The organism is Cupriavidus sp. SIMBA_020, from assembly GCF_046535395.1.
Taxonomy (GTDB): domain Bacteria; phylum Pseudomonadota; class Gammaproteobacteria; order Burkholderiales; family Burkholderiaceae; genus Cupriavidus; species Cupriavidus campinensis.
In genome coordinates this window covers 1-228 of sequence record NZ_JAWRWU010001877.1, presented here as the reverse complement: position 1 = coordinate 228, position 228 = coordinate 1, and the positions used below count along the sequence as shown (strand labels likewise).

General features: G+C 71.9%; 1 protein-coding gene. It reads right to left on the bottom strand.

Annotation, left to right across the window (positions count from 1 at the left end; genetic code table 11):
* Window positions 1–228 (bottom strand): SMP-30/gluconolactonase/LRE family protein (locus SB751_RS36105; RefSeq protein ID WP_410749740.1); only part of this gene is annotated, 228 nt, incomplete at both ends.

Here is a 228-nt window from a genome sequence, read left to right as displayed (position 1 = left end):
CAGGCCGTCGGGGCCGCTCGTGCCGAACAGCGAGCAGAAGCGCCCGACTTTCGCGGTGCCGCCATTGTCGAGCAGCGGCACGCGCCAGACGGCGTTGTCGCGCGTCATCGCCACGTACAGCACGCGGCCCGACGGATCGAGCACGAGTCCGTTCGGGCTCACGCCGTTCGAGAGCAGGCAGTCGAGGCGGCCGTCGGCGCGCAGACGGTAGACGCGGCCCGTGGGATC